The sequence below is a fragment of the Vibrio sp. JZG120 genome, assembly GCF_053890955.1.
In genome coordinates this window covers 66,940-91,085 of the sequence record NZ_JBSRRK010000013.1, presented here as the reverse complement: position 1 = coordinate 91,085, position 24,146 = coordinate 66,940, and the positions used below count along the sequence as shown (strand labels likewise).

21 protein-coding genes are annotated in these 24,146 nt (G+C 46.6%); 9 read left to right on the top strand and 12 right to left on the bottom strand.

Going from position 1 to position 24,146, the window contains the following annotated elements; genetic code table 11:
- Positions 1-69: 69 nt before the first annotated feature.
- The 3 genes from hemG to ACWPOD_RS20490 are packed head-to-tail and all read right to left on the bottom strand — an operon-like array spanning position 70 to position 2,734.
- The gene (gene hemG, locus ACWPOD_RS20500) at positions 70-597 is read right to left on the bottom strand and encodes a menaquinone-dependent protoporphyrinogen IX dehydrogenase (RefSeq protein WP_134648245.1); all 528 of its coding nucleotides are present in this window, start codon (positions 595-597) and stop codon (positions 70-72) included.
- 9 nt (positions 598-606) lie between these two features.
- On the bottom strand, positions 607-2,064 hold the full coding sequence (locus ACWPOD_RS20495; protein ID WP_124008248.1) for a TrkH family potassium uptake protein: 1,458 nt from the start codon (positions 2,062-2,064) through the stop codon (positions 607-609).
- A 46-nt stretch (positions 2,065-2,110) separates the two neighbouring features.
- Positions 2,111-2,734: a YigZ family protein gene (locus tag ACWPOD_RS20490; protein WP_005378891.1), complete on the bottom strand. Its 624-nt coding sequence runs from the start codon at positions 2,732-2,734 to the stop codon at positions 2,111-2,113.
- Between the two features lie 261 nt (positions 2,735-2,995).
- On the opposite strand from ACWPOD_RS20490, the gene fadB reads away from it, so the two are divergent.
- From fadB to acuI, 3 genes are all read left to right on the top strand, one after another.
- Positions 2,996-5,167 carry a fatty acid oxidation complex subunit alpha FadB gene (gene fadB, locus ACWPOD_RS20485; RefSeq protein WP_167427047.1) on the top strand — a complete coding sequence of 724 codons (2,172 nt, stop codon included), beginning with the start codon at positions 2,996-2,998 and terminating at the stop codon, positions 5,165-5,167.
- Positions 5,168-5,181: 14 nt separating this feature from the next.
- Entirely contained in the window at positions 5,182-6,357 is a 1,176-nt protein-coding gene (gene fadA, locus ACWPOD_RS20480; protein WP_006743176.1) for an acetyl-CoA C-acyltransferase FadA, read from the top strand.
- Between the two features lie 281 nt (positions 6,358-6,638).
- A complete protein-coding gene (gene acuI / locus ACWPOD_RS20475; RefSeq protein WP_104969975.1) occupies positions 6,639-7,619 on the top strand; it encodes an acrylyl-CoA reductase (NADPH) in 981 nt (326 codons plus the stop codon).
- 51 nt (positions 7,620-7,670) lie between these two features.
- Here the strand turns inward: acuI and ACWPOD_RS20470 are convergent, their stop codons facing one another.
- Together ACWPOD_RS20470 and ACWPOD_RS20465 are read right to left on the bottom strand one after the other, a co-directional pair.
- Positions 7,671-8,615, bottom strand: coding sequence for a LysR family transcriptional regulator (locus tag ACWPOD_RS20470; RefSeq protein WP_005378881.1), 945 nt, complete (start codon positions 8,613-8,615; stop codon positions 7,671-7,673).
- A gap of 166 nt (positions 8,616-8,781) precedes the next feature.
- Positions 8,782-8,964, bottom strand: a complete 183-nt coding sequence (locus ACWPOD_RS20465) for a hypothetical protein (RefSeq protein WP_167427048.1) — start codon at positions 8,962-8,964, stop codon at positions 8,782-8,784.
- Positions 8,965-9,097: 133 nt separating this feature from the next.
- Between ACWPOD_RS20465 and tusA the strand changes: the two genes are divergently transcribed.
- Complete coding sequence (gene tusA / locus ACWPOD_RS20460; protein ID WP_005394130.1) at positions 9,098-9,346, top strand: sulfurtransferase TusA; 249 nt, start codon at positions 9,098-9,100, stop codon at positions 9,344-9,346.
- Between the two features lie 42 nt (positions 9,347-9,388).
- On the opposite strand, the gene ACWPOD_RS20455 is transcribed toward tusA, so the two are convergent.
- Together ACWPOD_RS20455 and ACWPOD_RS20450 are read right to left on the bottom strand one after the other, a co-directional pair.
- Positions 9,389-9,649 (bottom strand): hypothetical protein, encoded by a 261-nt coding sequence (locus ACWPOD_RS20455; RefSeq protein ID WP_031780377.1) that lies wholly within the window; start codon positions 9,647-9,649, stop codon positions 9,389-9,391.
- Between the two features lie 205 nt (positions 9,650-9,854).
- Positions 9,855-10,409, bottom strand: coding sequence for a TMEM165/GDT1 family protein (locus tag ACWPOD_RS20450; protein WP_012841256.1), 555 nt, complete (start codon positions 10,407-10,409; stop codon positions 9,855-9,857).
- Positions 10,410-10,571: 162 nt separating this feature from the next.
- Between ACWPOD_RS20450 and ACWPOD_RS20445 the strand changes: the two genes are divergently transcribed.
- From ACWPOD_RS20445 to ACWPOD_RS20425, 5 genes are all read left to right on the top strand, one after another.
- Complete coding sequence (locus ACWPOD_RS20445; protein ID WP_012841258.1) at positions 10,572-10,715, top strand: hypothetical protein; 144 nt, start codon at positions 10,572-10,574, stop codon at positions 10,713-10,715.
- Positions 10,716-10,893: 178 nt separating this feature from the next.
- Positions 10,894-11,811 (top strand): glycine--tRNA ligase subunit alpha, encoded by a 918-nt coding sequence (gene glyQ, locus ACWPOD_RS20440; protein ID WP_006743179.1) that lies wholly within the window; start codon positions 10,894-10,896, stop codon positions 11,809-11,811.
- 12 nt (positions 11,812-11,823) lie between these two features.
- Entirely contained in the window at positions 11,824-13,890 is a 2,067-nt protein-coding gene (glyS, locus tag ACWPOD_RS20435; RefSeq protein ID WP_456232168.1) for a glycine--tRNA ligase subunit beta, read from the top strand.
- A gap of 218 nt (positions 13,891-14,108) precedes the next feature.
- Positions 14,109-16,193, top strand: a complete 2,085-nt coding sequence (locus ACWPOD_RS20430) for an alpha-amylase (protein ID WP_456232167.1) — start codon at positions 14,109-14,111, stop codon at positions 16,191-16,193.
- A 221-nt stretch (positions 16,194-16,414) separates the two neighbouring features.
- Positions 16,415-17,668 (top strand): valine--pyruvate transaminase, encoded by a 1,254-nt coding sequence (locus tag ACWPOD_RS20425; protein WP_253652270.1) that lies wholly within the window; start codon positions 16,415-16,417, stop codon positions 17,666-17,668.
- Positions 17,669-17,752: 84 nt separating this feature from the next.
- Here the strand turns inward: ACWPOD_RS20425 and ACWPOD_RS20420 are convergent, their stop codons facing one another.
- The 5 genes from ACWPOD_RS20420 to dnaN form a co-directional block, all read right to left on the bottom strand.
- On the bottom strand, positions 17,753-18,190 hold the full coding sequence (locus ACWPOD_RS20420) for an Hsp20 family protein (RefSeq protein ID WP_005458680.1): 438 nt from the start codon (positions 18,188-18,190) through the stop codon (positions 17,753-17,755).
- A gap of 532 nt (positions 18,191-18,722) precedes the next feature.
- Positions 18,723-19,139: a GreA/GreB family elongation factor gene (locus tag ACWPOD_RS20415; protein ID WP_025768940.1), complete on the bottom strand. Its 417-nt coding sequence runs from the start codon at positions 19,137-19,139 to the stop codon at positions 18,723-18,725.
- Between the two features lie 344 nt (positions 19,140-19,483).
- Entirely contained in the window at positions 19,484-21,901 is a 2,418-nt protein-coding gene (gyrB, locus tag ACWPOD_RS20410; RefSeq protein WP_005394109.1) for a DNA topoisomerase (ATP-hydrolyzing) subunit B, read from the bottom strand.
- A gap of 13 nt (positions 21,902-21,914) precedes the next feature.
- Positions 21,915-22,994, bottom strand: a complete 1,080-nt coding sequence (gene recF, locus ACWPOD_RS20405; protein WP_456232166.1) for a DNA replication/repair protein RecF — start codon at positions 22,992-22,994, stop codon at positions 21,915-21,917.
- A 9-nt stretch (positions 22,995-23,003) separates the two neighbouring features.
- Entirely contained in the window at positions 23,004-24,104 is a 1,101-nt protein-coding gene (gene dnaN / locus ACWPOD_RS20400) for a DNA polymerase III subunit beta (protein ID WP_005394106.1), read from the bottom strand.
- Positions 24,105-24,146: the final 42 nt, after the last annotated feature.

The following is a 24,146-nucleotide window of genomic DNA, read 5'->3' as shown; positions in this document are numbered from 1 at the left end:
TCGTTTTTTTTGATTTTTTTATCGTTCGGATAAATTTGCATCAAAAGCGGTCAAAAGAGCACGTTATTTCTACAGTTCTCTGAATTTATCTGCGAAAAGAGCCACTTTTTCCCAATTGGTGTATTCCACTTCTTTGGTCGTATCGGTTTCGCCACCTGTCATCGACATAATGAACCTAATCATAGTTCTGTCGAACCAGCCGTAACGTGGGTAATAAAGTGCACCAGCAAAAACACCGATTAGCGTTGGTTTCCAAGGCGACTTAATTAGGAACTTGCGAATGTAGGCACTACCTTCAGGTGTATCCTTTCCTTGGTCCTCTTTACGAGCGGTTAGGTTTACGCAGAAAAATGCCACTTTATTTTGCTCCAATTGATTGAGGTTTCGCTCAATAAACTGGTATAGCTTTTTATTAAGATGACCATAACGAATAGAGGCGCCTATCAACACTCTGTCGTATTGACTGAAGTCAATCGTCTCGACATTATGTAAATCCACCAGCTCACAATCGAAGTCTGGAAGTTGTTCATCTATATAGTGGAGAATTTTTTTAGTCTGCCCTTCGCGGGAAGAGTATAGAAATAATGCTTTTGCCACGATTTCCCCTTAGCTACGCCAAAACGTCGGCGTAAGTAGAATAAGTAAGGTAAAGATTTCCAAACGACCAAACAGCATAGAAACTATTAATACCCATTTTGCTTTGTCGTTAACATCACCAAAGTGAAGCGCCACTTCTCCCAAGCCAGGACCGAGGTTGTTCAGAGTCGCAGCCACCGCCGAGAACGCACTGAGCTCGTCCATCCCTGTAGCAATCAAGCCCAACATACAAACCACAAATACCAAAGCGTACGCGGAGAAGAAACCCCAAACCGCATCGACAACACGTTGCGGTAGGGCACTGCCACCTACTTTGATGGTGTAAACCGCGCGTGGATGGACTAAACGTTTTAGTTCACGCGCACCTTGTAAGGTAAGAAGCAGGATACGGATCACTTTCATGCCGCCGCCTGTTGAACCAGCACAACCACCGATAAAAGAGGAGAACAATAGCAGTACAGGTAAGAAGAGCGGCCAATCCGCAAAACCTGTCGTCGTAAAGCCCGCAGTTGTCGAAATTGACACGGTTTGGAACAGAGCCTGATCGAAAGCATCGTATGTCGATGTGTAAGAGTGGTGTTTCAGTAATAATAGGAAACAAACGACAAATAGCAGCACTTGAATAAACAAGAAAGCGCGAAACTCAGGATCTTTCCAGTAATACTTGGGATGCACACCACCTGATGCAAATGCAGCAAAGTGCAGCGTGTAGTTACATGCAGATATAAGCAGAAAAACCACCGTAATCAGGTTAATCGCGTAACTATCAAAGTATCCGATGCTGGCATCGTGGGTAGAGAAGCCACCAATGGCAATGGTTGAAAAGCTGTGACTGATGGCGTCAAATGGCGTCATACCAGCTAACCAAAAAGCCGATGCACAGGCGATAGTCAGGCTCAAATAGATGTACCAAAGCGCCTTAGCAGTTTCTGCTATGCGCGGCGTCACTTTAGTGTCCTTGACTGGACCAGGGATCTCGGCGCGGTAAAGCTGCATACCACCAATGCCAAGTACTGGCAAAATCGCCACAGCTAATACGATGATTCCCATACCTCCGAACCACTGCAGTAACTGTCGATAGAATAGAATCGCTTTAGGTAACTCATCCAAACCAACAATAACGGTCGCCCCGGTCGTAGTGAGAGCAGAAAACGATTCAAAAAACGCATCTGTGACCGAGACGTTCGGGTTGTCAGCTATTAGAAAGGGGATCGAGCCTGCGCTGCCAAGTACTGTCCAGAACAGAACGACAATAAGAAAGCCATCTCGAGCTTTAAGCTCGTGCTTATACCTGCGGTTTGGGTACCAACAAACGGCCCCACAAAACAGCAGAACAAAAAATGTCGTGACAAAAGGCACACCTGCACCATCTCGATAGATCAGCGCAACGAGTGCTGGCGCAAGCATAGTGACACTAAAGAGTGCGAGCAGTAGCCCGACGATTCGAATAATTGAACGAAATTGCATGGATAAATTGACTAGCGAAGCTGTCCCTGTTGCTTCCTGTTTTTCATTATTGTCCGTCTAGCGGAGTGACAATTGCCTTTGCCCCGCTTTTATTGATGATTGCTTGGGTAAACGCGCTCACTTCTCGAAGCTCAATTTCCACCACTAATACCACCTGATCGCTGTATTCAGCCTCGACTTCTATCGCACCAAATTGCGGCATGATTGACTGTGCGATCGGCATAAACCCATAGTCTAACGTTAGTCTGAGCTTTGTGGTTATTTTTTTCTCAATAGTTTGAAGCAGCTTGAGTGCTTGTTGTACCCCACCACCATACGCTTTAACCAAGCCGCCTGTACCTAACTTGATTCCACCAGAGTATCGCGTGACCACTGCCGTGATCTCCCCCACCCCAGAGCCAGACAGCTGCGCCAGGATCGGTTTGCCTGCAGTTCCGGACGGCTCCCCATCATCACTAAAGCCCCATTTCATTGAATCTTCCGGGCGACCTGCAACAAAGCCCCAACAGTTATGTCTGGCATCAGCGTGTTTAGCTTTGATTTGATCAACAAATGCTTTTGCAGCTTCGATACTTGGCGTGTGTGCCAAATAAGTAATGAAGACGCTCTTTTTAATTTCTTCTTCAAATTGAGCGGGCTCTGCTGGAATCAGATAAGGCTTGTCATTCATAGGATTATGGATTCAGGTCTATTTGCCTGAAGTCTATCACGAGTGTGATTTACCCGTCGCATAAGATCTGCCACAGCGCACAATGTTAAACACTTGTTTAAAAAATGTATTGAAATTAAACAATCCACGATCCAAACTAACTTTACTGGTCAAACCAGAACAAAAATAAAACGACTTCCTCGATACCTATTTGCCGAGGTACACGGCGTCGTTGAAATAGGTATACAGACAATCCACGATTGTATGTCATGGAGATAGACAATGATTTACCAAGCCGAAACCCTACAGGTAAAGGAAATACAAGATGGTATTGCAGAGCTAAGCTTCTGCTCTCCAAAATCCGTCAACAAACTCGACCTAGCGACATTAGAATCGCTAGATAAAGCTCTTGATGCGCTCATTGCCCATCAAGGCCTCAAGGGGTTGTTGCTCACTTCAGATAAAGACGCATTCATTGTAGGCGCAGACATTACCGAGTTTTTAGGTTTGTTTGCTAAAACGGATGCCGAGCTCGACCAATGGCTGCAATTTGCTAACAGCATCTTTAACAAACTAGAAGACTTACCCGTTCCGACCATCTCAGTGATCAAAGGCCACGCTCTTGGTGGCGGTTGTGAATGTGTGCTAGCAACAGACATGCGTATTGGTGACAAAACCACCAGCATCGGCCTACCAGAAACGAAACTGGGAATCATGCCGGGCTTTGGTGGTTGTGTACGCTTACCTCGCGTTATTGGCGCAGACAGCGCAATGGAAATCATCACCCAAGGCAAAGCATGCCGAGCTGATGAAGCATTGAAAATTGGCTTACTCGATGCTGTTGTAGAGACTGATGCTTTATACGAATCAGCACTACAAACTCTTAACTCTGCAATTAACGAGAAACTTGACTGGCAAGCACGCCGAGCACAGAAAACATCTCCGCTAACGCTGAGTAAGCTTGAATCAATGATGAGCTTCACCATGGCGAAGGGTCTGGTGGCACAAAAAGCAGGTCCTCACTACCCTGCCCCAATGACAGCCGTTATCACGATTGAAGAAGGTGCTCGCTTTGCACGTAATAAAGCGTTAGACATTGAACGTAAGCACTTCGTGAAATTGGCTAAATCGGAAGAAGCAAAATCACTGGTTGGCCTATTCCTTAACGATCAATACATTAAAGGCATTGCGAAAAAAGCGGCGAAGTCAGCAAGTAAAGACACGCAACGTGCAGCCGTATTAGGTGCAGGTATCATGGGTGGCGGCATTGCTTACCAATCAGCGCTAAAAGGTGTGCCTGTCTTAATGAAAGACATCGCGCAAGCGTCGCTCGACCTAGGCATGACTGAAGCATCTAAGCTGCTGAATAAACGCTTATCTCGCGGTCGCATTGATGGCTTTAAGATGGCGGGTATTTTAGCGTCAATCACACCGAGTCTACATTACGCAGGTATTGAAAACTCTGATGTGATTGTTGAAGCTGTCGTTGAAAATCCGAAAGTAAAAGCGGCGGTTTTGAGTGAAGTCGAATCCCATGTCGGTGACGACACCGTTATCACCTCAAACACCTCGACTATTCCTATCAACCTATTGGCAAAATCACTAAAACGCCCAGAAAACTTCTGTGGTATGCACTTCTTCAACCCAGTGCATCGTATGCCTCTTGTTGAGATCATCCGTGGTGAGCACACCTCTGATGAAACCATCAATCGTGTTGTGGCGTATGCTGCGAAAATGGGCAAATCACCAATTGTCGTTAATGACTGCCCAGGGTTCTTCGTTAACCGCGTATTGTTCCCATACTTTGGCGGCTTCAGCATGCTACTTCGTGATGGTGCTGACTTTACGAAAATCGACAAAGTCATGGAGCGTAAGTTTGGCTGGCCGATGGGACCGGCGTACTTGCTTGACGTAGTCGGCATTGATACCGCGCACCACGCACAAGCTGTGATGGCAGAGGGTTTCCCTGAGCGTATGGGTAAACAAGGTCGTGATGCGATTGATGCACTATTCGAAGCAGACAAATATGGTCAGAAGAATGGTAATGGCTTCTACAGCTACACCATAGATAAAAAAGGTAAGCCGAAGAAAACCTTCTCTGAAGAGATCTTGCCGGTGCTCGCTGACGTTTGTGCCGATAAGCAGGACTTTGACGATGAGACCATCATTCAACGTATGATGATTCCAATGATCAACGAAGTGGTACTGTGCCTTCAAGAAGGTATCATCGCTACTCCGCAGGAAGCAGACATGGCATTGGTTTATGGTCTTGGTTTCCCTCCATTCCGCGGTGGCGTATTCCGCTATCTAGACAGCGTGGGTATTGCTGAATACGTTGAAATGGCAAAACAACACGCCGAGCTAGGTGCGATGTACCAATTACCGCAAATGCTGATTGATATGGCGGCGAAAGGTGAAAGCTTTTACGGTGCACAACAGCAAGGTTCTATCTAAGGAGGGATTCTAAAATGACTAATCAAACAAGAAATGTTGTCGTAGTCGATTGTCTACGTACTCCAATGGGTCGCTCTAAAGGTGGTGCTTTCCGTCATACACGAGCAGAAGATCTATCTGCGCGTCTAATGAAAGGCATTCTTGCACGTAACCCACAAGTGAACCCAAGCGAGATTGAAGACATCTACTGGGGTTGTGTACAGCAAACACTAGAGCAAGGCTTTAACGTTGCACGTAATGCCGCGCTACTCGCGGGCCTGCCGATTGAAATTGGCGCTGTGACGGTTAACCGTTTGTGTGGCTCATCCATGCAAGCGCTGCATGACGGTACACGTGCGATCATGACTGGCGATGCTGAAATCTGCCTAATTGGTGGCGTTGAGCACATGGGGCATGTGCCGATGAACCACGGGGTAGACTTTCACCCTGGTATGTCAAAGAACGTAGCAAAAGCTGCGGGCATGATGGGCTTAACGGCTGAAATGCTTGGTAAATTACATGGCATTAGCCGTGAGCAACAAGACGAGTTTGCCGCGCGCTCTCACGCTCGTGCGCACGCAGCAACCGTAGAGGGTCGTTTTAAAAACGAAATTCTACCAATTGAAGGCCATGCGGCTGACGGTACACTGTTTACTCTCGACTATGATGAAGTGATTCGCCCTGAAACATCCGTTGAAGGTCTGTCTCAGCTTCGTCCTGTGTTCGACCCTGCAAACGGCACAGTAACAGCCGGTACATCATCAGCGCTGTCTGATGGCGCATCAGCGATGCTGATCATGAGCGAAGAGAAAGCCAATGAGCTTGGCTTGAAAATTCGCGCACGTATTAAGGGCATGGCGATCGCAGGTTGCGATCCATCCATCATGGGTTACGGCCCTGTACCTGCAACAAAGAAAGCGCTCAAGCGTGCTGGTCTTTCAATTGAAGACATGGATGTGGTTGAGCTAAACGAAGCATTTGCAGCGCAGTCTCTGCCGTGTGCTAAAGACTTAGGTCTGCTTGATGTGATGGATGAGAAGGTCAACCTTAACGGCGGTGCGATTGCATTGGGTCATCCATTAGGCTGTTCTGGTTCACGCATCTCAACAACGTTGATCAACCTAATGGAAGCGAAAGACGCGAAATACGGTCTAGCCACCATGTGTATCGGTTTGGGTCAGGGTATAGCGACCGTATTTGAGAGGCCTTAACGCTTTGAGTGAAGTAGGCTCAAAACGACGATGGTCGTAGTGATCTACTCAACAACCAGCATGAAATGAATAAATACTAAAATAATTTAGTATTACACTTAAGGGCGACATCAGATGTCGCCCTTTGTTTTACGCCAAACACAGTAAATATGCATACAAAGCATACATAAAATGAGTAACTTTCATTTTATTCATAGATAGAGAAGACATAGACTTATAGACAGTTAATATCTTGCTGTATGTGGAAACTGAGTCACGCTAACGCAATTTCGGAGAACCTTATGTTTAATGCTCTAGTTCTAAACCAAGAAGACAAACGCACTATCGCTAGTATCGAGCAAATCGATGAAACACAACTGCCGGAAGGTGACGTTCTGGTTGAAGTCGATTACTCATCGTTGAATTACAAAGATGGTTTGGCGATCACAGGTAAAGGTAAAATCATCCGTAACTTCCCGATGGTACCTGGCATTGATCTAGCGGGTACGGTTGTAAGTTCTGAAGATTCGCGTTACCAAGCTGGTGACAAAGTGGTCTTAACTGGCTGGGGCGTGGGTGAAAACCATTGGGGTGGCATGGCTCAACGTGCTCGTCTAAAAGCGGATTGGCTCGTGCCACTACCAAAAGGTCTAGACAGCAAGAAAGCAATGATGGTTGGTACTGCTGGCTTCACTGGTATGCTGTGTGTTCAAGCACTGCTTGACGCAGGCATCAAACCTGAAGATGGCGAAATCCTAGTAACGGGCGCAAGTGGCGGTGTAGGCTCGGTAGCAGTAACGCTCCTAGCACAGCTTGGCTACAAAGTTGCAGCAGTGACAGGACGTGTAGAGAAAAACGGTCCGCTACTTGAAAAACTAGGTGCTAGCCGCATCATCGACCGTACTGAATTTGAGGAACCAGCACGTCCACTTGAAAAGCAAGTATGGGCAGGTGCGGTAGATACCGTCGGCAGCAAAGTACTAGCAAAAGTACTGGCGCAAATGGATTACAACAGTGCAGTCGCCGCTTGTGGTCTTGCAGGTGGTTTTGATCTACCAACTACAGTGATGCCGTTCATCCTACGTAACGTTCGTCTACAAGGTGTGGACTCAGTAATGTGTCCAACAGAGAAACGCATCGCAGCATGGGAAAAACTGGTTGAACTACTACCAGACAGCTATTTCGAGCAAGCATGTACTGAAGTAGAACTAGCAGAAGCACCAAAATACGCAGAAGACATCACCAACGGTCAAGTAACAGGTCGTGTGGTTATCAAGCTATAAACACTGACTCAGCGTAAACAGACGAAGAGCCGGCATTGCTGGCTCTTTTTGTTAGCAGTTTAGTCCCATATCTTCGATACGCTTAGCTATTAGACGGCTACATTCTTCACGCACAATCGTTCTTAACCATTCTTGAGCAGGGGAATGCTCGCAACGCGCATGCCAAATCATCGAGTATTCAAATGGAGTAAATTGGAATGGTAATGGTTTCACCACCAAGTCATAACGCTCGGCAACCAGATACGCCAAGTCCGCTGGCACTGTGATGATAATTGGCAAGGTATCCATGATCGCCAATGCGGCTTCTAAATGATAAGCCCGCAGAACCATTTTACGCTTAGGTTTCTCCATCAAAGCTTGTTCGATCAGTGCCTTAACACCATCACTGATGGCGATCATGGCATGTGGATGACTCAGATAATCATCCAAGCTCATTTCTTTATCCGCTAATGGATGCTGTTTTGAAAGCATACACAGCACCCCCACTCGCCCCAACACTTCACTGCGTAGCGGCTCCACCGGACCTGTCGGGCGACAAATCGCTAAGTCTGCACCTTCATAAGTGAGCTGATCTGATAAACGGTCGTGTTGCAGTGGTAAGAAGTTAAAAGACACGTTTGGCGCTTCTTGGTAAATTCTCGGCAAAGCGAACGGTAAGATCGTTTGCATGGCATAGTCGGTGGTCACGATGTTGAAAGTCTGTACGCATTGCAATGGGTCAAACTCAACCGGAGATAACAACTGACGTAAAGACTCTAAGGGCTCGCCTAATGAGCGATCGATCTCTAACGCTTTCTGAGTTGGGATCAAATGCTGCCCCTGACGAGTAAACAGCGGGTCTCCCAATAAGTCGCGCAGACGACCAAGCACACGACTCATTGCCGATTGACTCAAATTTAGACGTGTTGCCGCCTTACTGACACTGTTTTCTTCTATCAGTACTCGCAACGCAACCAGTAAATTTAAATCTCGGCGATAGATGTCTTCCAGTTCCACGAATTAGCCACTTATTTTGTATGTGTTTGGGTAAATTGTACTCTTCAGGCAAAAAAAATCCCGCCTTTCAGCGGGGAAGCCCAAGAAAAATGGGGATAGTGTCGGAATGAAGTGTCGGTAAAAATAGGTGAGCGTTATTAAAGTATTCTGATCAAAGCAAAAAGCGCTAATTTTCTTGCTCAGATGCACCTGACCATTTGCGCATCTCGATCCAAATCCCAATAATAGTGGCAACTATGCCTATAAGAGGCATCAAAGAGGTGTCAGCTGGCGTTCTGAGTACCAAAGCACAAAACGAGATAAAACAAAGTACGGAGTAAATCGTAAGTCTGTCTAACGCTGTTAACATTGCCTCTCCCTTGCTAGTTGTTACCAAATTGTTAATTTAAGGTAAAACAAAAAATTCCGTTTGCCAAGTGGTTATTGAATATTTTTTCAACGAACGTAGAATTCACCGCTAAGTTAGTTACGAGAATCACACTATGAGCTTTAATCCTGAACTGGCAACAAAGACATTAGAGGCGGAAGGACTGCGCTGCCCAGAGCCAGTGATGATGGTCAGGAAGACAATTCGCAACATGCAAGATGGTGAGATTTTGCTGGTCAAAGCAGATGACCCATCCACGACTCGAGACATTCCGAGTTTCTGCCGTTTTATGGATCACCAATTAATTGCAGCACAAACGGAGCAAGTTCCGTATCAGTACCTGATCAAGAAAGGATTGGAGTAATCTGGTCGAATTAAAAACGGCAGCCGATTGGCTGCCGTTTGTTTATTCATCGTATTCGAGTGTGCGAACTTCTGATTGGAGCTTGTTGAGTTGTTTTTTCATTGCCCGCATCTCTTCATGCATAGGAATGATGTGGGCTACGCGAATCCACGCCTCTACTGTTAATCCAGTAAGAACGAACGATCCTGCCACAATCGGCAACCACATATCAGTCAGTACCATCGCTAACAAGCACAGCGCCAAACCAAAGGTGAATAAATAACTCTGACTCTTTGGGGTCATCCCCATGTAACGTGTAAGCATAAACTTGCCCTCTCGCTATCATTCACACCATTAAACTACCATGACAAGTATGACACTAATATGTCATCCGTCACGCTACGGAGCGATTTTAAGTCAGAGTTTGAGCTACGCCACTAATTCGCTAGTTATTGATTATTTGCATCATTTAACGATTGTTCGCGGATAACATTTTCCATTTTCAGGCTGCGTTATCCGCCTAAAAACATTAAAAGAAGGCCGCACCAATCGCCAACAACACGAACAAAATAGCGGTGACTTTACGAATCAACCCCAGGGGCATCTTGTCTGCTGAAAGCTTACCAATTAACACCACAGGCACATTAGCCAACAACATACCAATGGTCGTGCCAAGTATGACCCAACTCAGCGCATCCGCGTATTGCGCGCCTAGGATAGAAGTGGCGATCTGAGTTTTATCACCAATCTCAGCCACAAAGAAAGCAATAAAGCTGGCAATGAAAGGACCTCGGTTTGAAATCTGTTCGTCATCATCCAACTTATCAGGAATCAACACCCAAGCCGCCATCGCGACAAAACTGACCACCAGCACCCACTTTAAAATATCAGGTGATAAATAGTCAGCGACAACCACACCTAACCATGCAGCTAAAGCGTGGTTGGCAATGGTTGCCAAAAAGATTGCTGCAATAATTGGTATTGGTTTGCGGTAACGACTTGCGAGTAATAGAGATAGCAATTGGGTCTTATCGCCAATTTCTGCTAACGCTACAGTAGTAATTGAAATAGCTAAAACGCTCACGACATGCTCATTGGGGCAGGGATTATTATTTTTAACCGAAGACAAACCTCACGCCCCTACCCCGGTTCGTGATGATTTGTCTAAGGTCTTGCTAAACTTGAAAGGCTTCAAGTCTCGAACGCCATGGTGATTTTGCACCAATTATGTTGACGGACGAACCAGATGAAACAGAAACTTCATCAGGTAAGCTACTCCCCAAAGACAGGCGCAATTCTAGCCACCTTTGTTGCGCTTCTCAAGAGCCAAAGCAGGCAAAAACTCCCTTTTAAGAAAAATACAGCAGATAACGCGGTAAAAATTCATTAAAGGAGAAAATCGCCCACGAATTAATCAAGATTAGCTCTACTCCCATGCTCAATATCTGGTTATACTAGATTGTTAATTTATTCAACCGTAATTACTCTTTATCGCCGTTGTTAGAGTTGAAAAACTCGGCATAGATGACGAATTAACGAGTAACAAGAGAATCGCGCGAACCTGACTTATGCAAAAATACGATATCAAAACCTTCCAGGGAATGATCCTCGCGCTGCAGGATTATTGGGCTCAAAATGGTTGTACCATTGTTCAACCGCTAGATATGGAAGTGGGTGCGGGTACCTCTCACCCAATGACCTGTCTACGAGCGCTTGGCCCAGAGCCAATGTCGACAGCTTACGTACAACCTTCACGTCGTCCTACTGATGGCCGTTACGGTGAAAACCCTAACCGTCTTCAGCACTACTACCAATTCCAAGTAGCGCTAAAACCATCGCCTGACAATATTCAAGAGTTGTACCTTGGCTCCCTTGAAGTTCTTGGTATTGACCCTCTTGTACACGACATCCGTTTCGTAGAAGACAACTGGGAAAACCCAACACTAGGCGCATGGGGTCTAGGCTGGGAAGTTTGGCTAAACGGTATGGAAGTGACTCAGTTTACTTACTTCCAACAAGTTGGCGGCCTTGAGTGTAAACCAGTCACTGGCGAAATCACTTACGGTATCGAGCGTCTAGCAATGTACATCCAAGAAGTAGACTCGGTTTACGACCTAACTTGGAACATCGCGCCAGACGGCAGCAAAGTGACTTACGGTGATATCTTCCACCAAAACGAAGTAGAGCAATCGACTTACAACTTCGAGCACGCAGACGTTGAATTCCTATTTGGTTTCTTCGAGCAGTGTGAGAAAGAGTGTAAAGAGTTGCTTGAGCTTGAAAAGCCACTGCCATTACCTGCTTACGAGCGCATCCTAAAAGCAGGTCACGCATTCAACCTACTAGACGCGCGTAAAGCGATCTCAGTAACTGAGCGTCAGCGTTACATCCTGCGCATTCGCGATCTGACTAAGTCAGTAGCAGAAGCATACTACGCATCGCGTGAAGCTCTTGGCTTCCCAATGTGTAAGAAAGAACAAGCGTAAGGGGTAGAGAACATGGCAAAAGAATTTCTAATCGAGCTAGGTACAGAAGAGCTACCACCAACGCAACTTCGTACGCTAGCTGAAGCATTCGCAGCAAACTTCGAAGCAGAACTAAAAAGCGCTGAGCTTGCTCACGAAGGCGTGAAATGGTTTGCGGCTCCTCGTCGTCTTGCACTTAAAGTCGCGGCACTAGCAGAAAGCCAATCAGACAAAATCGTTGAAAAACGTGGCCCTGCGGTTTCTGCAGCATTTGACGCGGAAGGCAACCCAACCAAAGCGGCTCAAGGCTGGGCACGCGGTTGTGGTATTTCTGTTGACCAAGCAGAGCGCATGGTTACAAATAAAGGCGAATGGCTACTGTTCAAACAAGAAGTGAAAGGTAAGCCAACGTCTGAGATCGTCGTTGAACTTGCAGCGAAAGCACTAGCAAACCTACCTATCGCAAAACCAATGCGCTGGGGTAACAAAACGACTCAATTTATCCGCCCAGTGAAAACGCTAACCATGCTGATGGGCAGCGACCTAATCGAAGGCGAGATCCTTGGTGTCGCTTCTGACCGCACTATCCGTGGTCACCGCTTCATGGGTGAACAAGAGTTCACTATCGATTCTGCTGAGCAATACCCTGCAATCCTAGAAGAGCGCGGTAAAGTTATGGCAGATTACGAAGCACGTAAAGCCATCATCCTAGCTGACGCACAAAAAGCGGCAGCAGAAGTTGGCGGTATCGCTGATCTAGAAGATGACCTAGTAGAAGAAGTTACGTCTCTGGTTGAATGGCCCGTAGTACTTACAGCGAAGTTCGAAGAAGAGTTCCTAAAAGTGCCTTCTGAAGCGTTGGTTTACACCATGAAAGGTGACCAAAAATACTTCCCTGTTTACGACGAAAACAAGAAGCTACTACCTAACTTCATCTTCGTATCGAACATCGAATCAAAAGAGCCTCGATACGTAATCGAAGGTAACGAGAAAGTGGTTCGTCCTCGTCTTGCTGACGCAGAGTTCTTCTTCAACACAGACCGTAAGCGTCCGCTTATCGACCGTCTGCCTGAACTAGAGCAAGCGATCTTCCAAAAGCAACTGGGTACGATCAAAGACAAAACAGACCGCATCACAGAACTTGCTGGCTACATTGCAGAGCAAATCGGTGCTGACGTTGAGAAATCAAAGCGTGCTGGTCTACTAGCAAAATGTGACCTAATGACCTCAATGGTATTCGAATTTACGGATACTCAAGGTGTGATGGGTATGCACTACGCGCGCCACGACGGTGAAGCAGAAGAAGTTGCAGTCGCACTGAACGAGCAATACATGCCTCGTTTCGCAGGTGATGAACTGCCATCAAACGGCGTTTCAACAGCAGTTGCAATGGCAGACAAGCTAGACACTATCGTAGGTATCTTCGGTATTGGTCAAGCACCTAAAGGCAGCGATCCGTTCGCATTACGCCGCGCATCTCTGGGTGTACTACGTATCATCGTTGAATATGGCTACAACCTAGATCTTGTTGACCTAGTAGCGAAAGCGAAGTCACTGTTTGGCGACCGCCTAACCAACGACAACGTTGAACAAGACGTTATCGAGTTCATGCTTGGTCGTTTCCGTGCTTGGTACCAAGACGAAGGCTTCAGCGTAGACATCATTCAAGCGGTACTGGCTCGTCGCCCGACGAAACCAGCAGACTTTGACCAACGTGTTAAAGCGGTTTCTCACTTCCGTGAACTGGAAGCGGCAGAGTCTCTAGCAGCAGCGAACAAACGTGTTGGTAACATCCTAGCGAAATTCGACGGCGAACTTGCAGAAGAAATTGACCTAGCATTGCTACAAGAAGACGCAGAAAAAGCACTAGCAGAAAGCGTTGAAATAATGACAGAAGCGCTAGAGCCAGCATTTGCTACAGGTAGCTACCAAGAAGCCCTAAGCAAGCTAGCTGACCTACGTGAACCAGTTGATGCGTTCTTTGATAACGTAATGGTAATGGCAAACGACGAAGCACTTAAGAAGAACCGTCTGACATTGCTGAACAACCTGCGTAACCTGTTCTTACAGGTCGCAGATATCTCTGTCCTTCAAAAGTAATTCATTACTGATTCAGAAGTGATTAAGATATAAGTAAAGGGAAGCGTCGGCTTCCCTTTTTTGTTGTCTTTAAACGGAGATCGTCGGTTCTTATTATTCATTTTGTGAACAAGGCAAAAATTTGTAGGGTGAGACACGTTTAACTTGTTGGTGCAGAGCTCGGATTGTAGAGGCTCAGTTTTGCTATAACTGGACTGTTTATTCGGGGGAAGGACACAATGAAAAAAACAATTCTCGCACTCTCTATCGGTCTACTGAGCGCCTGCAGCCAGATTCCAGAAAACGCCATCGTATTAAGCGTTGGTGATGACACCGCTGTTTTTGAGGAAAACTCACAAGGCTTACTTGTCGCCGAGCAAAAACTCGAAAAAGGCAGCTACACCTTTACCATTGCCGATAGTAATCAAAGCTGTGGAAGTAGTTTTGCTTTGGCAGAAGAAAGCCGCATCAAATTCAATCGTCCATTAAAAATGGATAATTGCGCCACAGATGCCCAAATGCCGCTGCGCATCTTCAAAGCCAACACCTACCTCTTCACGCTCAATCCAGACACCAATGAGCTAACCGTTAAAATCAAACCAAAACAGAGTCAGGACATCACCTATTCTTGCCCTGTTGCAACCGACACAGCTAAAACCATCAACGTAGCCCAAACCTTTACTGATGGCACTGTTGTTCGTGACGCCTTAACCGGGCAAGAAGCCACCGTCGCCAATGGCAGCGTAACCATGCAACCAGGCCCGATGAGCCAAGGTCTATTACTGTTAGAAGAGGTTGATCAGCAAGCCGAAAAACCGTTCAGTTGGGACAACGCGACGGTGTATTTTGTCATGACCGACCGCTTCTATAACGGCAACCCGGACAACGACAACAGCTACGGTCGCAACAAAGACGGAAAATACGAGATTGGTACCTTCCACGGTGGCGACTTAGCGGGTCTGACGAAAAAACTCGATTACATCGAATCACTTGGTGTGAATGCCATCTGGATAACCTCACCACTGGAACAAATCCACGGCTGGGTTGGCGGCGGCGATAAAGGCGACTTCAAGCACTACGGCTACCACGGCTACTACCACCAAGATTGGACCAAGCTTGATGCCAACATGGGTACCGAAGAGGAGCTGAGAACCTTCATCGATACCGCCCACAAGAAAGGCATCCGCGTGATTTGGGATGTGGTCATGAACCACACTGGCTACGCAACATTAGCCGACATGCAGGAATTCGGCTTTGGTCAACTTTACCTTGATGACCAAGAAGCCAAAGAAGTCCTTGGTGAAAAATGGACCGACTGGCAGCCAAAATCTGGACAAAGCTGGCACAGCTTCAACGATTACATCAAATACGCTGATAGCGAAGCGTGGGATAAATGGTGGGGTAAAGATTGGATTCGTACCGACATCGGCGACTACGATGCACCTGGATACAACGACATCACCATGTCTTTGAACTACCTACCGGATCTCAAAACCGAATCGACCCAGAAAACTGGCTTACCGAACTTCTTTCGCAATAAAAACACCAATGCACAAGATGAACTGCAAACCCCACGTGAACACCTGATTACCTGGTTATCCGGCTGGGTACGCGACTACGGCATTGATGGTTTCCGCGTCGACACTGCCAAGCACGTTGAAATGGAAGCGTGGGCAGATCTGAAAGCCAGCACCACTCAAGCCCTCGCCGAATGGAAGCAAAATAACCCAGACAAAGCCTTGGATGATCTACCTTTCTGGATGACGGGTGAAGTATGGGCACACAGCGTGGTGAAGAGCCCGTATTTCGATAACGGCTTCGATTCGATCATCAACTTCGAGTTCCAATCTGATGTAGCACCAAAAGCGCTGAAATGCTTTGCTCAACTCGATAGCGATTATCGCCGCTACGCGGAACGTATTAACTCCGATCCTGAGTTCAACGTGTTGAGTTACCTGTCTTCGCACGATACTCAACTGTTTTGGTCGGCACGCAGCCGCAGCTTCGATGACCAAGCACGCGCTGCAAATGCACTAATGCTGGCTCCGGGTGCAGTCCAAATCTACTACGGCGATGAGATTGCTCGTGACTTTGGCGTGACTGGCTCCGATCCTACTCAAGGTACTCGCTCTGATATGCCATGGGATAAGATTCATGGCGAACGTGAAGACTTGCTGCAACATTGGCAAAAACTCGGCGAGTTCCGTCAACGCCACCCAGCGGTTGCGCAAGGCAAACACATCACTCGCAATCAAGAAGGGTATTACGCGTTCGAGCGCCAACACCACGACGACAAAGTGCTGATCGTCTACACTGGCGAATAGCCGATTCACTCCACCAGCAAGGGAAGCATTTCGCTTCCCTTTTTTATTCACTGCTCATATCCCCATCATCTGGTCTGATGACAAACTTTTTTCTTCTTCGAGTAAATTCACACTTTGCGTCGTAATAACATTAGGGTAAGGTCAAGTATTACTCTATAAGCTGATGTTTCATCAGCATTCAATACACATAAGCAATCACAATGAATTAGGTATCAGTCAGCATGCAGTTCTCAAAGTTTGGTGAAAAATTTAATCAGTATTCAGGTATCACGCAGTTAATGGACGATTTGAATGATGGTCTACGCACACCAGGTGCCATCATGCTCGGTGGAGGCAACCCAGCCGCCATTCCTGCCATGCTCGATTATTTTCACCAAGCCAGTGAGGAAATGCTCGCCAGTGGAGAGCTCGTCGCCGCCCTAGCCAACTACGATGGCCCACAGGGTAAAGATGCGTTCGTGAAAGCGCTAGCTCAGTTATTCCGTGAAACTTACGGTTGGGACATTTCAGAGAAGAACATCAGCCTAACTAACGGCAGCCAAAGTGGCTTCTTCTACTTGTTCAACTTACTCGCAGGTAAACAGCCTGACGGTTCGCATAAGAAGGTGCTACTGCCTATCGCGCCTGAGTACATCGGCTATGGTGATGCTGGCATTGATGAAGATATCTTTGTCTCTTACCACCCAGAAATCGAGCTGTTAGATAATGGATTGTTTAAATACCACGTCGATTTTGAACAGCTAACCGTCGACGATTCTGTTGCGGCAATCTGCGCATCTCGCCCAACCAACCCAACGGGTAACGTACTGACAGACGAAGAAGTGCGTAAACTGGACAAACTCGCACGTGAAAACAACATCCCACTGATCATCGATAACGCCTACGGCTTGCCGTTCCCGAACATCATCTTTGAAGATGTCGAACCGTTCTGGAATGAAAACACCATCTTGTGCATGAGCCTATCCAAACTTGGCTTGCCTGGCGTGCGTTGCGGGATTGTGATTGCGAGTGAAGAAATCACTCAAGCGTTAACCAATATGAACGGCATCATCAGCCTAGCACCAGGCAGTGTGGGTCCAGCGCTGGCAAACCACATCATCGCTAAAGGCGACCTGCTTAAACTGAGTTCAGAGGTGATTAAGCCGTTTTACAAGCAGAAGTCGCAACGTGCGGTTGAACTGCTGCAAGAAGCGATTACCGATGAGCGCTTCCGTATTCACAAACCGGAAGGCGCTATCTTCTTGTGGTTATGGTTTGATGAACTGCCAATAACAACAATGGAACTGTACCAACGCTTGAAAGCGCGTGGCGTATTGATTGTCCCTGGTGAATATTTCTTTATTGGTCAGCAAGACGAGTGGGATCACGCGCACCAATGCCTGCGTATGAACTACGTTCAAGACGATGAGATGATGCAAAAAGGCATTGCGATTATCGCGGAAGAAGTTGAAAAGGCTTACCAACAAGGTCAGTAAAGCAAACTCCCGCATCAAAGACACAAATTAAAAAGAGCGCCAACTGGCGCTCTTTCTCACTCTATAGGGTAAATAACTTGCTGATTAGTTGCTTTCTAGCAGGTTGTTGCCACCGATAGCAATTTTACGTGGTTGCATTGCTTCTGGAATTTCACGAACCAAGTCAATGTGTAGTAGGCCGTTTTCCATTGAAGCGCCAGTCACTTTTACATAGTCCGCGAGTTGGAACTTACGTTCAAAATCGCGCTCAGCAATGCCTTGGTACACGTAGTTTTTGCCTTCTTCTGCTTTGCGTTCGCCCTTCACAATTAACATGTTTTCGTTTTGAGTCAGATCGAGTTGGTCTTCAGAGAAGCCAGCAACTGCCATAGTAATACGGTAGTTATGCTCGTCTTTTTGCTCAATGTTGTACGGAGGGTAACCGCCAGAAGTATTTTTCGCTGTATTCGCTTCCATCAGGTTTAGCAGACGATCAAAGCCAATTGCATTACGGTATAGTGGTGAGAAATCTACGTTACGCATAAATCTATCCTCTTAATTAAGCAATAGTCTTAGCTCAGATGACCTTCATCTCACAGGCGTGTTTATGCAAAAACCAACGCCGAGCTAAGAGATTCTTATCATTCCGCAGGCCATCATTTGGCTCGGAGACATGATAGGAAATCTAAAGGTTTAAGTTGTGTGCTAAAACGCCATATCCTCTTTTGAGCGATCTCGTTTTAGCGATTCCAGAGGGCTGTCTTCTAGTCTCTAGCAAGCCAGTCATCCTCTTCACAACTAGATATAAGGTCGTCAAAAATGACTTTCAAGGGAAAAAATAAAAAATTTTAAGTGCGCTCGCTATCTCCCCAGAAAGGTCAGTTTACCCTCGCTTTGCAATCGGTATTAAAAAGCCCACCTTTCTGGTGGGCTCAATCTGCACTCTACTTGCGGGAGGATTTACGCGCTTTTACAACGCTCTTTTCTGCCGCTTTTTCCTGTTTTAACTTACGCTTTTCTTTCAGACTCAACTGTGGTTGTTTTTTGTCTTTCTTACTCATGACTTCACCTCTATTTATTGGCACAACAGACAACCACACAGCATTTTCTGCGCTGGTGGCTGCGATTGATGAACAATTTCAGTAATCACAAAGCAGCGTCGCTGATTAAAAATTTCCACTTCGAGCGCATCATTTTTAGCTCGACCTAACAATCTAGACCCCAAATAAGAATCGACCGCGAGCATACCTGTCATCGGTTGCCCCTTGCGCGAGCTGACTAACGTCATGCGATATTGATAGGCGCGTTCAACATCCACTAAGCGAACAGTGTCCCCAACCGCAATACGAGCTCGGTTACGGCAATGGGCCTGTTGCTCGCAGGTTTCAAATAGCGATAACAACCTTAGTGGTGATTGATAGGTTAAAAAGCGACTGGTTAACCACCAAGTTCGCAGCGCCAAACAGTACGCCGAGAACCAGCGTTCAAACATGATTATTTCCTTCTTAATGCCTTGTCTTACAAATAAATTCAGTGCATTGAACCGGAAGTGCATCACCTCCGGCTTAGTTCAGGAAAGTCATCACCATTTTCTCAACCTCCTTATTCATCAGCTCTTCAGCACTATAGCGAGCAGAAAAAAGAAAGCAAAAGCGCCCAAGCGAACAAAATGGCGAGAAAAAAAGAAAACAGAAATAAAATGGCAAGCTTGATCAGGTTATTGGCAGTTAGCACCAGAAAAACCAAAGTCTTGGCAGAAAGTGGCGATTTTCATTGGTGGTTAAAACAAAAAAAGCAGCGATTTCTCGCTGCTTTTCCTATTAAGACAAGTTGTCGTTACACGTCTAAGTTCGCTACTTTCAGCGCGTTTTCTTCGATGAAGTTACGACGAGGTTCTACTTGGTCACCCATCAGTGTTGTGAACAATTGGTCTGCGCCTACCGCATCCTCAATCGTTACTTGCATCATGCGACGCGTTTCTGGGTCCATAGTCGTTTCCCACAGCTGATCTGGGTTCATCTCACCTAGACCTTTGTAACGCTGACGACTCAGACCACGCATTGACTCTTTAACCAACCAATCAAGCGCTTCTGCAAAGCTTGCTACTGGCATCGTACGCTCACCACGTTTGATGTACGCGCCTTCTTCCAGAAGCCCATCCAGTGCTTCTGATAGATCAGCCAATTTGCCGTACTCTTTCGAGTTTAGGAAATCGATGCTAATTGCATGTTCGTGCGTCACACCGTGAGTACGAACCACGATCTTAGGCAAGTTTAAGCCTAGTTCTTCGTGCTGTTCAACTTCGTAGCTGTATTGGCTAGCGCCCACTTCTTTCGCATTCAGCTGCTCAATAAGCTGCTTCGTCCACGCTTCAACAACTGATGCGTCATGGCATTGCTCAGGCGTTAGACGAGGAGTGTAAATCAGCTCGTTTACCAAAGCACTTGGGTAACGACGGCTCATACGTTCCGCCAGTTTAATACCCGCATTGTACTGTTGAACAAGCTTCTCTAGTGCTTCACCTGCCAATGCTGGTGCTTCTGCGTTTACGTGTAGCGATGCATTATCCAGAGCCAATGATACTTGGTATTGGTTCATCGCTTCTTCGTCTTTGATGTACTGCTCTTGTTTGCCTTTTTTCACTTTGTAAAGTGGTGGCTGAGCGATGTACACGTAACCACGCTCGATAAGCTCTGGCATTTGACGGTAGAAGAAGGTCAATAGTAGCGTACGGATGTGCGAACCATCGACATCGGCATCGGTCATGATGATGATGTTGTGGTAACGAAGCTTGTCCGGGTTGTACTCGTCACGACCGATACCACAACCTAGTGCGGTGATCAGTGTTGCTACTTCTTGGGAAGATAGCATCTTGTCGAAACGTGCTTTTTCTACGTTAAGAATCTTACCTTTTAGCGGTAGGATTGCTTGGTTCTTACGATTACGGCCTTGTTTTGCGGAGCCGCCTGCCGAATCACCCTCCACTATGTATAGTTCAGAGAGTGCCGGATCTTTTTCCTGACAGTCTGCAAGTTTACCTGGAAGGCCAGCCAGGTCTAGTGCACCTTTACGGCGCGTCATTTCACGAGCTTTACGCGCTGCTTCACGTGCACGTGCTGCATCGATGATTTTCGAACAAACCATCTTCGCTTCTGTCGGGTTCTCAATCAGGAACTCAGACAGTTTTTCACCCATTGCAGACTCAACAGCTGATTTCACTTCAGAAGAAACCAGTTTGTCTTTAGTTTGGCTTGAGAACTTAGGATCAGGCACTTTCACCGAAACAACCGCAGTTAGACCTTCACGCGCATCGTCGCCTGAAGTCGCTGTTTTCGCTTTCTTCGAGAAACCTTCTTTATCCATAAAGCTGTTCAATGTACGTGTTAGCGCAGCACGGAAACCAGCAAGGTGAGTACCACCATCACGCTGTGGGATATTGTTGGTAAAGCAGAAGATGTTCTCTTGGAAACCATCGTTCCATTGCATCGCCACTTCAACTGAAATGCCGTCTTCACGCTCAGAGTTAAAGTGGAAGATTTTTTCGATGATTGGCGTTTTGTTGGTGTTTAGGTGATCAACGAACGCTTGAATACCACCTTCATACATGAAGTGATCATGTTTGTCCGCTTCACGTTCATCAACCAATTTGATCGACACACCAGAGTTCAGGAATGACAGTTCACGCAGGCGTTTCGCCAGAATGTCATAGTGGAACTCAGTGTTAGAGAACGTCTCGGCACTTGGCCAGAAACGAATTTGCGTACCGGTTTTATCCGTATCACCCACAACGGCTAGTGGCGCTTGAGGCTCACCATGGCGGTAGGTTTGCGTATGGATATGGCCACCACGATGAATCGTCAGCTCAACTTTCTCAGATAGCGCGTTTACCACTGAAACACCTACCCCGTGAAGACCACCCGATACTTTGTATGAGTTATCGTCGAACTTACCACCCGCGTGAAGTACCGTCATGATTACTTCTGCTGCAGAGACATTTTCCTCTGAGTGGATTTCTGTTGGAATGCCACGACCATCATCGCTAACGGAAACCGAGTTATCCTCATGAATTGTCACAACGATGTCTTTACAGTGACCTGCCAACGCTTCATCAATTGAGTTATCCACCACCTCGAAAACCATGTGGTGAAGGCCGGTGCCGTCGTCCGTATCGCCGATGTACATTCCTGGACGCTTACGTACCGCATCCAGACCCTTCAGTACCTTAATACTCGATGAATCGTAATTTTCAGACATGAGTTTCTCTCTTCTAGTTTGACTCTATCCTGCCATGTTCCACATGAAACAATTTACCGTTATCGTCCAACATATCGGCGATTTGGCTTTCAGTGATAGAGCTTACAAATACTTGTGCGCCCGTCTCTTTTAAGCAGTCAGCAAGACGCTTGCGACGTTGGCTATCTAATTCCGACGCGAAGTCATCAATTAGGTAAATGCATTGTTTACCGGTCATCTCTGTCAGGTGTTGCCCTTGCGCGACACGCAATGCACACACCATGAGTTTTAATTGACCGCGTGACAGAACATCTTCAACGGGCGTTCCGTTCACTTTAATGCGCAAATCAGCTTTGTTTGGGCCACTAAAGGTGTATCCCAATACCTGATCACGCTCAAAATTCTTTTCTAGTATCTCGTGGTATGGGGTGTCTTTATCCCAGCCACGATAATACTTCAATTGGATCTCAAATTCTGGCAAAAATGTCTGACAGATAGTTTCTGCGACGGTTTTCATCTGCTCGATGTAACTTGCTCGCCATTGGCTGATGTTTTCAGCCAACCCTGCCATTTCCTGATCCCAATAACTGAGCTCACGATACCTATTGGCGGTTTTCAACAGCGCGTTGCGCTGCTTGTTCAGGCGCTTGAACCTTCCCCATGCTTGATAAAAAGCGGGCTCGGTATGAAACACGCCCCAGTCAATAAACGCACGACGATGTTTAGGGCCATCTGTCAGTAAATCAAACCCTTCAGGGTGTATCAACTGCAGAGGCAGAACTTGTGCCAACTGCGCTAATTTTTGTCCAGATTGACCGCCTATTTTAACCTCTGTTGAGCCATCACGCTGCTTATTAATGCCGATAGGTAGCTCAAATTGATCCGAGTTCAAAAAACGACCATGAACAAACAGTTCGTCACACTCATTTTGTATCACTCGTCCGGTGAGAGAGCTCTTGAATGAGCGGCCATGCCCGAGCAGGTAAACCGCTTCTAAGACACTGGTTTTACCGCTGCCGTTCGGCCCGATAAGAAAGTTAAAGCCTGCTGATAACTCAATATCACAGGCTTTAATGTTTCGAAACTGCTGAATGATGAGACGAGAAAGAGGCATTCAGTTGGCTTATAGACGAATTGGCATCACCACGTACATGGCACTGTCATCGTCGGCATTTTCAATCAATGCGCTAGCGTTAGCATCCGACATCGACACACGTACATTTTCACAACGCAACGTGTTCAGAACATCAAGCACATAGCTTACGTTAAAGCCGATTTCGATGGCGTCACCTTCAAAGGTCACATCAAGCATCTCTTCCGCTTCTTCTTGTTCTGGGTTATTCGCGGTTATGCGCATTTCAGTATCAGCCAGATTCACACGCACGCCACGGAATTTTTCGTTGGAAAGAATCGCAGCACGAGAAAAGGCTTGGCGCAACTCGTCACAACTTGCTATTAGGGTCTTATTGGTGCTCTGAGGCAATACGCGGCGGTAGTCAGGGAAACGACCATCAACCAACTTAGAGGTAAAAGTAAAGTTATTCACCTCAGCACGAACATTGGAGCTACCGATCTGAAGTACTACGGGCTGCTCTGGTGCATCCATCAACTTCACTAATTCTTGCACACCTTTGCGTGGCACGATGATTTGCTTCTGCGCAAAATCCGCACCTAGCTGAGTTTGCGATACCGCCATACGGTGGCCGTCCGTCGCCACGCTGCGTAGCGTGGTACCGTCAATTTCAAACAACATACCGTTGAGGTAGTAACGAACGTCTTGATTCGCCATCGAGAACTGAGTTTTGTCGATCAGCGTACGTAGATCGGCTTGGCTCAGTGATACTTCCACTTCACTTTGCCAGTCTTCAATATTGGGGAAATCGTTCGCAGGAAGCGTTGCCAATGAGAAACGGCTGCGACCAGAGCGAACTTGTACGCGATCACCTTCTAAAACAAATGTGATGATCGCATCGTCCGGTAAACCACGGCAGATATCGAGAAACTTACGCGAAGGAACGGTAATGCTGCCCGCTTCAAAATCACCTTCTAGCGTCACTTTGCTTACTAACTCTACTTCAAGATCGGTTGCCGTCATCGACAATACGTTCTCTTCTACTTTAAGAAGTAGGTTACCCAGGATTGGCAGAGTTGGTCGGCCACCTAAAGCGCCCGAAACCTGCTGTAGCGGTTTGATTAAATGACTACGTTCAATGGTAAATTTCATGCTTGGCTCTTTACGCTGTCAGCTCAATAAATGATTTGCTTA